4 protein-coding genes and 1 pseudogene are annotated in these 9,720 nt (G+C 74.6%); 1 reads left to right on the forward strand and 4 read right to left on the reverse strand.

Going from position 1 to position 9,720, the window contains the following annotated elements:
- From ACIQOV_RS12535 to mobF, 4 genes are all read right to left on the reverse strand, one after another.
- Nucleotides 1-438 (reverse strand): hypothetical protein (locus tag ACIQOV_RS12535; protein WP_401047933.1); only part of this gene is annotated, 438 nt, incomplete at its 3' end.
- A 1,076-nt stretch (nucleotides 439-1,514) separates the two neighbouring features.
- Nucleotides 1,515-1,841: a WhiB family transcriptional regulator gene (locus ACIQOV_RS12540; RefSeq protein WP_331768394.1), complete on the reverse strand. Its 327-nt coding sequence runs from the start codon at nucleotides 1,839-1,841 to the stop codon at nucleotides 1,515-1,517.
- A complete protein-coding gene (locus tag ACIQOV_RS12545) occupies nucleotides 1,838-3,769 on the reverse strand; it encodes a hypothetical protein (RefSeq protein ID WP_401047936.1) in 1,932 nt (643 codons plus the stop codon). The genes ACIQOV_RS12540 and ACIQOV_RS12545 overlap by 4 nt, the downstream gene beginning before the upstream one ends.
- A gap of 178 nt (nucleotides 3,770-3,947) precedes the next feature.
- Nucleotides 3,948-8,771 carry a MobF family relaxase gene (gene mobF, locus ACIQOV_RS12550; protein ID WP_401047937.1) on the reverse strand — a complete coding sequence of 1,608 codons (4,824 nt, stop codon included), beginning with the start codon at nucleotides 8,769-8,771 and terminating at the stop codon, nucleotides 3,948-3,950.
- A 373-nt stretch (nucleotides 8,772-9,144) separates the two neighbouring features.
- On the opposite strand from mobF, the pseudogene ACIQOV_RS12555 reads away from it, so the two are divergent.
- Nucleotides 9,145-9,720, forward strand: a pseudogene (locus tag ACIQOV_RS12555) (hypothetical protein); the annotation flags it as partial.

Raw genomic sequence — 9,720 nt, forward strand, 5'->3', positions numbered from 1 at the left:
GAGGGGTTCGGCGGCGCTCTCGTGCAGGGGGCGGGCGCCGGGCATCTGTTCGGCCAGTGCGAGGCGGGTGAGTTCGATGAAGCAGTGCCCTAGACGGGTGGGGTCGGTGCTGAGCAGGTAGGCGTCCAGCTGGTCGAGGACGTCGGTGATCTCGTGGACATGTGCGGCACTCGGGATCGGCTGGTTCTCCAGGAGTCGGACGGTCAGCGGGTGGTGTCGCAGGGAGGCCGCGCGCAGTGCCGTGCAGGACAGGCGAGCGAGGGCCGCCGTGAGGGCGATCGCGGCGTCGTACTCGGCCAGGGTCGGGTGGCGGCGTGCCAGATCGCGCACCGCGTGCTCGATGTTGGTGGTGCTCGCTGGGTCGGCGGCCCGGCGGACGAGGTCCAGCGCGAAGATCTCGCTGTCCTCGTAGAGGTGCCGGTAGGGGTCGCTGGGCACGGCGTTCTCCGGTGGTGTGGCTGGACGGCCCGAACGGGGGTGTCCGGCAATCGGCTTGGTGGGTGCCGGCGTTGACCGGTATTCAAGGAGTACCACTGCGGGGCGAACATGTCGGATTCGCCCTGGCGTCCGTGGCCCGTCGCACCTCGGGCGGAGAATCTGAGCACGGCGGTGTGGGGGTGTGGGTCGGCGGACTTGGCCCCGAAACCGGCTGTGCGGAAGGGGCCCGGTGCAGCCTTTGGCCGGGCGGGGCCGGGGTCGCGGTGCCGCCCGGCCGGGGTTCGACGTGGGCGGTGGCGACGTGATGCATCGCGATCTGCTCGGTGATGCGGGGCAGGCGCAGGGGCCGGAGCGGGGTGGCGCTGTCGGCCGCCTTGTTGAGGACGGGTCTTGTCGCGGGCCGCTTCGGCCAGACCGCGAGAAGAGAGGGATCCGGCCGGGTAGCCGATGCCGACGGCCGGGTGGTCGGGATCGGCCGGGGTCTTGTGGTCGGCCGGCCGGGGGTTGGAGGGGCTGGCCTTCACTGGTGGCCTGCCACGAGGCGCGGCTCGGTCGGGGCGGAGTCGATCCAGGTGCCTGGTCCTGGCTCGGGCCCTGATGAGACGGGCCCCGGTGGCCGGATGGTGCTGGACAGCGATCCCTCTGTACGGAGGGCGGCTCGCGATCTGGGTGACGGCGATCGACAACCGCTCCTGTGGGACCCGTCGTTCGGTCTGACACCGGCTCGCCTTCCCCAGCGCACCGTGCGCCCCCGCTACGGCGATCCGGAGCACCGGCACCTGCCCGGCTTCGGCCTGGCGTGGCGTCCGGGGGAGCTGTCGGCCTGGCCGACCGCACCGCCAGGTGTCTGTTGGCCGGTGCCTGCACGGCACGGTGGCTGCTGGCGCGCTGCTGCACGATGCCGACCGGACGCGCAGGAGGCCCTCGCCCTGGCCGCCGGCTCGACCTGCGGGCCGACCAGCGCATCGCGGTGCTCGGCACCGGCCGGGAGCCGCGGTGCGCTGACGCCTCGCGTGCAACGGATGGCAGGTCGCAACCGTACCGATTGGAATCTGCCGTACGGTCCCGCTGCGGACTTATGCCCTGGCGATCGTGGGATTGGGAGCGGGCTGGTTCGGGCGCCCCCGGCGGCCGAGGTCCTTGGTGTGCTTGCGGCGGGCGGCGCGCAGTTCGTTCTGGCTGGCGCCTCCCCACACCCCGGCTTCCTGCTTGGTGGCCAGGGCCCACTGCAGGCATTCGGTGCGTACCGGGCAGCGGTTGCACACGGCCTTGGCGTGTGCGATCTGCCGCAGGGCCGGGCCCCGGGTACCGACGGGGAAGAACAGCTCCGGGTCCTCTTCGCGACACAGGGCGTGCTCTCGCCAGTCGCGCCGCGGGGGCTGGGCTTCTTCGCGGCGGGTCATCGCACTCCTCGGTTCATGGTGGTGGGGCGGGTCTCCTGCCGGGGCAGTTCCCGTGCCGGGCGCGGCCTCGGTGCTGCGGTGGGTAGGGACGACGTGGTGGTGGCGGTGACCCGGGGGACGCCGGTGAGACGTTCGGTGAGCTGCCGATGGTGGCGGGTCAGGCGCTCGACGCCGTCGTCGCGCGGGGGCGGTGCGGGCAGATCCATCACCGCGCGCAGGGCCTTCAGCGCGGCCACGGTGGCGGGTCTGTCCTTGGTGACGATGTCGTCGAGGCGCTGGCGGGCGGCCTCGGAGCGGGAGCGCGCCCAGGTGATCTGTTCGGCAGTGGGCCGAAGTCGTGCGGCCGGGTCGCGTTCCTGGGCGAGGAGGTCGTCGAGCTCCCGGCCGAGGATGGCGGCGGCGTTCTGCGCGCGGGTGGCGGCCTGGTTGTCGATGCCGGCGGCGAGCTGGTCGGCCAGGCGGCGGGGTCGAGGGTAGTGTGCGGCAATGGTGGCCCGCACCGCAGCGCGCTGCTCGGTGAGGGCTTCGTCCAGCAGGCGGCGGGCGGCGTCGAAGGTCGCCGTGTAGGCGGCCTGCTCCGCGAAGTGGACCTCCATCGGGCGCAGGCCCAGGGCCTGGGCCTTGGCACGGGCAGCCCGGGCTGCATCGCCCGCCGCTTCGTGCAGGTGCGGCTCGTGGGCGGCGGCGGCGCGTTCGGCGGCATCGAGGGCAAGCAGGCGTCCGAGGACGGCGTGATGCCCGCGGGTCTCGGCGGCCAGCGTGTGTGCGAGAGCGGTGCTGCCCTGATCTGCGGAGGACCAGCGGCCCTCGGCGGCCTCGCGGCGGGCCCGGGCGACGTAGGCGTACGCCTGGGCGAGGTCGGCGTCGGCGTTCTCGGCCGCTCGCTGCGCGGAGGGCACCCGGCGGCGCCAGTCGAGAGCGGCGTCGGCGTCACCGGCGGGCTGTCCGGGCAGCGGCATGGGGTGGGGAGGCTGGAGGATTCCGGCCGTGGCAGTTCTCACTCTCTCGCGTACCTCGTCGTCCAACGGCAGGTGGTCCAAGGCCCCGGCGAGGGCGGTGGCCAGGCGCCGGCGGTCGGCGTCCTCGGTTCGGGCGGTGCCGGCCGGCGCCTGATCGACGGGTTCGGTGCGCACGCGGGCGGTGAACGCCTCGATCCGGGCCGGGTGGCGGGCCGGGTCCAGGACGAGGAGGTCACGCTGCAGGTCGACTGCTTCCTCGCGCCAGCGGGCGCGCTGGTCGTCGGTAAGGTTCGCGGGGGGCTGCGCGGTGATGGGGTCCAGGTCGGCCAGGCGCTCCAGGTACCAGGTGGCCGCGGCGAGGGATGCCGGCTCCCGGCGTGCTGGCCAGGAGGTGTTCAGGATCCGCCAGTTCGCAGCGAGACGCTGCCGGTCCCCCTCGCCGACGGGGCCGGCAGCCTGACGGATGGCGCGAGCGGTGCGCAACGCCGCCATCACCAGCGACGCGTGCGGCTCCTCGGCCTGCGGGTAGTGCGAGGCGAGCTCGGCGAGCACATCGGCGCCTGGCAGCGCGGTGAATACGGCACCCCAGTCGCTCCCGGCGCGGGTCCAGTCCGGGCCGCCGGGCGCGGCGCCGAACGGCTCGTCCTGACGATCCCACAGGCGGTCCTCGAGCCAGTCGGCCTGGGCCGTGCGCAGCGTGTCGCGGCGTGCGTCGTCCCAGGGCAGTTCTGCGAGTGCCCGGTGCACGATGTCGCCCGGTCCGATCGGGACCAGGGCTCCGTCGGCGGCGGTGGCGTGGGCCATGACCTCCAGGTGCCCGGGGCGGTCGGTGTCGAGGAAGAAGTGCGCGGCGGCGGCCGGGTCGGTGGTGAGCGTCGAGGGCCCGTCCGTCCCGCCGAGGTAGGGGTCGGTGTAGACGCTGGTGAGCGCGTACTGCACGGGCTCGGACGGGGGCGAAGGCGCGGTCAACGGGCTGCCTTCCTTTCCGGTGGCGGGGATCGGATGGGGTCGGGAAGGCGAGCGTGCGCGCGCGAAGAAGGCGTGGACAACTGCGGCAGCGTCCTGGTCCCGGTGGGCGGGAGCGATGGTTGGCCTCTCCCATCTGACGGGATCAGCCGCCGCTGGGAGGCTTCGACGGGCTGGTGTCCTACCGGCGGCGACGGCCGCCGGGGCGGCGCGGGCGGGTGGGTTTGGGGCCGGGTACCCGGCGCGGCGGTGGGCTGGATGGAGTGCCGGCGCCGGCTTGGGCGGCCTGCTCGGCGGCGGCCTGGAGGCGTTCTCGGTCGGCTTCGCGGCGTACCCGCAGCAGTTGCAGGCGGTCGGTGATGCGGGCGGTGCGGTAGAGGTCCAGGGCCTTCGACAGGTGCTGCCACTCGGTGGCCAGGTCGTTCTCGGGGGGTGGGCCGAGTGGGTCGGCGCCGGTGACTTCCTGGCGCTGGCGCCAGTCGGCGACGGCCGCAACCAGGCGCCGGTAGAGGTGCTGCTGGGCAGTGTCGTCCTCGTCGGGGGCGGGGATCTGCTCGATCCACTCCTCGGGGGCGCCCTGTCCGGCGAGGGTGGCGGCGAGGGCGTCCTGGGCCAGGCGTTCGGCGCGGGGCAGCAGGACCGACACGGCTGGCGTGCGGTCGGCCGACACGGCCACGGCGGGCGCGGCGGTGGCCCTGGTTTGGGGCGGTGTATCGGGCTGCGGAGGGTGGATGCCTCGCAGCAGCCGCAGTTGGGCGAGTTGCTCGAGGGCCTGGCGGGTGAGCTGTTCGGGTGGCACCGAGGGGTGGGGCTGGTGGGCGGTTCGGGCGCGGTGGTGCAGGGCGCGGATGCGCTCTTCGAGGGCGCTCCAGGCGGCGGCATGCTGCTCGGCGTCAGGTTTGGGGCCCGGTCCTGGCACGTGGTCGGGGACCTGGTGGAGGGTGCGCCAGGCTTCGGTGAGGGCGGCAGTGCGCTCCCACTGCATGCGCAGCGCGCGGCCGGCTTCGGGGGGCGGGAGAGGGCCCAGCGGTGCGGCCCAGGCGGGGGTGTCGGTGGCGAGCTGGGCGCCGCGGGCGGCGAGGTGGCGGTCGACGATGTCGCGCCGCGCGGTGAGGTGGCGCCGCCAGTTCTCGGGGGTGTGCGGGTCGTCCAGGGCGGCGGCGGGGGTGAGCCAGTCGGGCAGATCCGCGGCGTCGCCACCGGTGGGCGGCCGGTCGGGCAGCAGCCGGCGCAGGTGTCGCTCGGCGCCTGTGCGGGCGGTGACGGCCTCGGCCCGCTGCCAGGCGTCGCGGGCGGCCTCGGTGCGGATCCGGGCCCGCTCGGCGTCGGCGGCAGCCGCGGCGCAAGGGTTTGGTGCGGTGGCCGGGGAGCCGGGCCGGGTGCGCTGGTAGTCCTCCCGGGCGCATTCGCGCCAGGGCATCGCCCGGCGCAGCGCCTGCTCGGTACGCAGGAGCACCAGGTCCTCAACGGCAGCGAGTTCGGCCCGGTGGTCGCCTTCGTCGGCGGCCCGCAGGCAGGCGCGACGCGCGGCGCGGAGCCTGTTAGCGAGCTGGCCGGAGGTAAACGTACCGTACGGGCGGTGCGGCCATGGCGGGTGGCGGCGGCCGTCGGCGGTAACGGGCCTGGGGACAGCGGCGGTCTGCGCGTCCGCGGCGTGCAGTTCGTCCAGCGCCCGGACCCGGTGCGTCTGCGCGAGGGCGGCGATGCGCTCCAGCTGGTCGTCGGACAGGGTGCGCAGCAGACGGGCGTTCGGGTGGGGGTCGGCGTCGGCGTGGGCTTCGGCGGCGCGGGCGGTGCGCAGGCGCCGGTCGATGCGCCAGGCCAGGACGGCGCCGGGCACGTCGGTGCCGGCCAGGGGGCCTTCGGCGTGGGCGGCGGCCAGGATCCGCTCGGGGGTGAAGCCTGTTTTCTCTGCGCGGCCGAGTGCGTTGACGATGGCGGTGAAGGCGTCGTCGGCGATCAGCGGTTCGGCGGCGGTGCCCAGTGCGGTGCGGGCGGCGGCGGCGTAGCGCAGGCGGGTGGCCCGCTCGGCTGCGTCGGCGTACTCGGCGGTCAGCTGGCGGATGCCCCAGGCGCGTTGCTGTGTGTCGCGGATGGTCTGGCGGGCGGAGGGCGCGAAGGAGGAGTAGGTGGCGATCCGGGTCAGTGCCTGGTCGAGCGTCTGGTCGGCTTCGAGGGCGATGTAGAGGTGGTTGCCGGTGCGGCCGCGGGTGGCGGCAACGTAGGCGGCCTCGCGGGGGGTGCGGGTGGTGAGCAGGGCGTGGGAGCGGGTGACGGTCATGCCCTGGGCGCGGTGGATGGTGGAGGCGTAGCCGAGCTCGCAGTGCTCTTTGAGGTAGTCGGCGGGCAGGGTGAGGCGGCCGCGGTGCTGGGTGTGGCGCACGATCGCGTCGCCGGCGGGGGTATAGCGCTCGATCGCCCACACGTCGCCGTTCTTGACGAAGTCTTTGCCTGCGCGGCAGGTGAGTCGGCGCTGGTTTCGGCGGGTGACGATCAGGTCTCCGACGTGCGCCTTGTGGCCGTTGCGCAGCTTGACGGGGCGCGGGCGCCAGCGTGAGGGTGCCAGGAGTTGGCCGCGTTCCATGCGCCAGGCCTGCGCGCGGCAGTTGAGGGCGGCGACCAGGACGCGGTCGGGAGCCATCATCAGTGGCGTGAGCCCGGCGGCGAGATCCGTGCGCCAGGCGGTGAAGACGGCGTCCGCCATCGTGTCGGTGGTGCCGCCCCGGATGCGGCCCTGTTGCCGGTACCAGGCGAACGCCTCGCCCGCGTCGCCGTCGCGCAGCTTGAGGGAGGCGCCGGCCTCCTCGGGGTGGCGGAAGCGGTGGACGGTGGCGAGGTGGACGGCGCCGACCTCGCTTTTCAACAAGGCGAGTGCGCCGCCGGCTTCAACGGCGGCGAGCTGCGCGGGGTCGCCGATCAGGCGCACGTGCGAGCCGGCCCGTTCTGCGCGGCGCACGATGGCGGCGAGCTGGGTGGTGGCGGCCATGCCGGCCTCGTCCACGATGATCACGTCGCCTTTTCGCAGGCGCTCGGCACGGGGCAGGACGAGTTTCCCGGCGTCGGCGAGGCGCTGGCGGCGCAGCCACGAGTGGAGGGTGTGGGCGGGGCGGCCGAGTTCCTCGGCCATGACGTGGGCGGCGCGGGCGGAGGGGGCGAGCGCCACCGTGGCGTGGCCGGCGGCGGTGATGGCGTTCGCGGCCAGGCGCAGGGCCGTGGTCTTGCCGGCGCCGGCCGGTCCGATCGCGGCGACCAGGGCCCGCTCGGAGGTGGCGAACGCCTTGGCCATGGCGCGCTGTCCGGTGTCGAGGGGGCCCTTGTGGCGGGCGGCGGCGCGCTCGAACGTCCGTGGCGGGCAGGCGGGGGTGGTGCGGCGGCGGGCGGCGGCGACGATGCGGTCCTCGGCGGCGAGGATCTGCTCGGTGGTGTAGAGCTCGGCGCCGCGGCGCCGGTAGACGCTGGTGCCATCGGCGCGCTGCAGCGGGGTGAAGGCCGGGTTGATGTCGGGCGGGGTGAGATCCAGGCACAACCGGGCCAGGGCATGCTCGCAGATCTTTTCGGCCCAGCCCTCGCCGCCGCGGCCCATCGTGGCGCGGGTGACATGGCGACGGGCCTCGGCCAGCAGGTGACGCTTGCCGAACACGGCACGGTGCAGGGACACGGCGGCCACCACCTCACGGGCGGCCGCGTCCACGTCCAGGCGGGGCGGGCCCTTGTCCCGGCGCATGTCCCGGGCCGCTGTGCGGGCGTTAGCCAGCAGGTTGTCGACCAGGGGGCGGCCGAAGGCCGCCGCCACACCCAGCTGCCAGTTCTCGCGCAGCGCCGCGAGCGGGCGGGCCCGTTTTTTGGCCGGGCGGGTCTGAAGGGTGGCGCTGCGCATCATGGCGAGGCGGGCCCGCCGGGAGGGTTCCTTGCCGTGCGTGGTGCGGTAGGCGGCGAGCAGCCGGGGCATCTGCTCGCGCACTGCCGCGGCTCTGGCGGAGCTTGCGTCGATCAGCCCCTGGCCGATGCCGGCGATCTCCATCACCGGGCGCCGCCCGTCCGCGCTCGGGCGCTCGGTCACCGCAAGGTCCAGAGCGGTGCACACCCGCCGCAGGACCTCCTCGTCGTAGAGCTCGGACGCGGCGACGGCCTGGGCCAGCAGCAGCCGGCCGTCGATGGTGCGCCACCGTCCGTCCGGGCCCTGCACCTTGTTGGCGATCAGCACGTGGTCGTGCAGGAGCGCATCGCCGCATCGCGAGTCGAAGTGCCGAAACCGCGTGGCCACCATGCCTGTGGTGACGTCGTGCTGCGCGACGCCTGCGGGGCCGGTGCGGGTGGCCAGCGCGTTGTCCTCGATCCACCTCAGGGTGATCGCGATGGCCTCCTCGTGGGCCCTATCCACAGCGATGCGGGCCGCCTCGTCGCCCAGCGCCCACAGCAGGCTGATGCTCTTGGGCGGGCGGAACACCGGATGGAACGCGGCCACGGGCTGGCGCGGCGGGCGGGTGGAGCGGGTGATGTACCGGTTCAGCTCGCTACCGTCCCTGGGCTCGCGCTCGAACTCTGCGCGGAACGCCTGCGCACCCACCCTGCGACGTACCGTCCGGCGCTCGTCCGCGGTGGCAGGCCGCCCGGCGCGCCGTTCCCAGTCCTTGGTCTGCTCGTCGATCGCCACAGCAAGGGCGGTCGGTTGCTGCCCGAACCCGTAGAACGCGGCTCCCAGACGCGCCGCCCGCTGCGCCTGGCGAACGGTCGCTCCGGCGCGCAGCCGCTCGGCGGTGATCTCGTCCGCGCGCGGGTGGAGCCCCTCTCCGAACAGGGCTCGCATCTGCGGTTCCGTCACTTGGCCCGCGACGCCGAGGAGGGCGGCGGCCCGGCCCGTCCACTGCCCGGGCGGCACGCCACCGGCCTTCTGGTATTCGGTCAGGGCCCGGTTGCGAGGGCGTTGGTCGTCGCCGCTGACGACCTGCCGCATCAGGTAGACGTAGCCGTCTCCCGGCGTCATCTTCCCGAAGTCCACCGTCACGGGTGCCAGGGTCGGCGCCTGCCGTGCAGGGATGCAAGACCTGTCGGGAACTTGGCCCTGTCCCTGGGCCTTGACAGTCGGGCACACTCTGGTGCCCGGCTCGGCCGCTGACCGCCCCTCGGTGGCGTTGTCGCAGGCCCGAGGCACGGCAGCGGTTTCGGGGGTGGGGTGGTGGCGTGGGATGGGCCATGTCGCCGGATGGGAAGTGTCAGCTTCCCGGGTGCGGCGGTTCCCGCCGGGCGGGATCTGGCGGGGCGGGGCTTTGCGCGCGTGGGCGGTGGCGGGTTGCCTGGCGGGGTGGTGCGGCACCCGGGCTCGTTCTTGCCGGGTGGCGGCGGAGGTTCCCCGGGTACGGGCGAGTGAGAGAGGCGGGATGGGCATGGTGAAGGGGGTCACGCGCAAGGCCGTGGGGTCGGTGGCGGCCCGGCGGCGGGCGCGGGAGTTGCGCAGCGAGTACGAGGCCCGTGATCTGGCGCTGTTGGAGGGTGCGGAGGAGTTCCTGACGCTTCAGGAACGGGCCACTGCGGCGGTGGAGGGCATCGACGAGCAGATCGGAAGGCTGGAGGCGGCGCGGGAGCGGGCGCGGCGTGAGGGGTGGGTGCAGGGCGCTGCGGTGGCGGCGCGGATGCGTGGCCTTCAGGTACGGGGGGTGGCCGTTCGTGAGGACGAGGTCGCGGATCGGCTGGGTGTGGAGGTGGGTGAGCTGCGGCGGATGGTCGCGCACGTGAAAGCGTCCGGTGGCGGAAGCGTGGCGGCTGTGGAGGCGGCGGGCGGCACGGCGCCGACGGGTGGGGCGCAGCGGACTGCGGGCGGCGGGCCGGTGGCTCCGGTGACGGCGGGCGGCGGGCCGGGAGCAGCGGTGCGGCCCGCGGTGAGCGCGGTGGCGGGGGTCGGTCCGTACGGTGGAGCGCCGGGGTCCGGTCCGGGGCCCGCTGATGGTGTGCGGGGG

Source organism: Kitasatospora sp. NPDC091257 (assembly GCF_044757675.1).
GTDB lineage: Bacteria > Actinomycetota > Actinomycetes > Streptomycetales > Streptomycetaceae > Kitasatospora > Kitasatospora lactacystinica.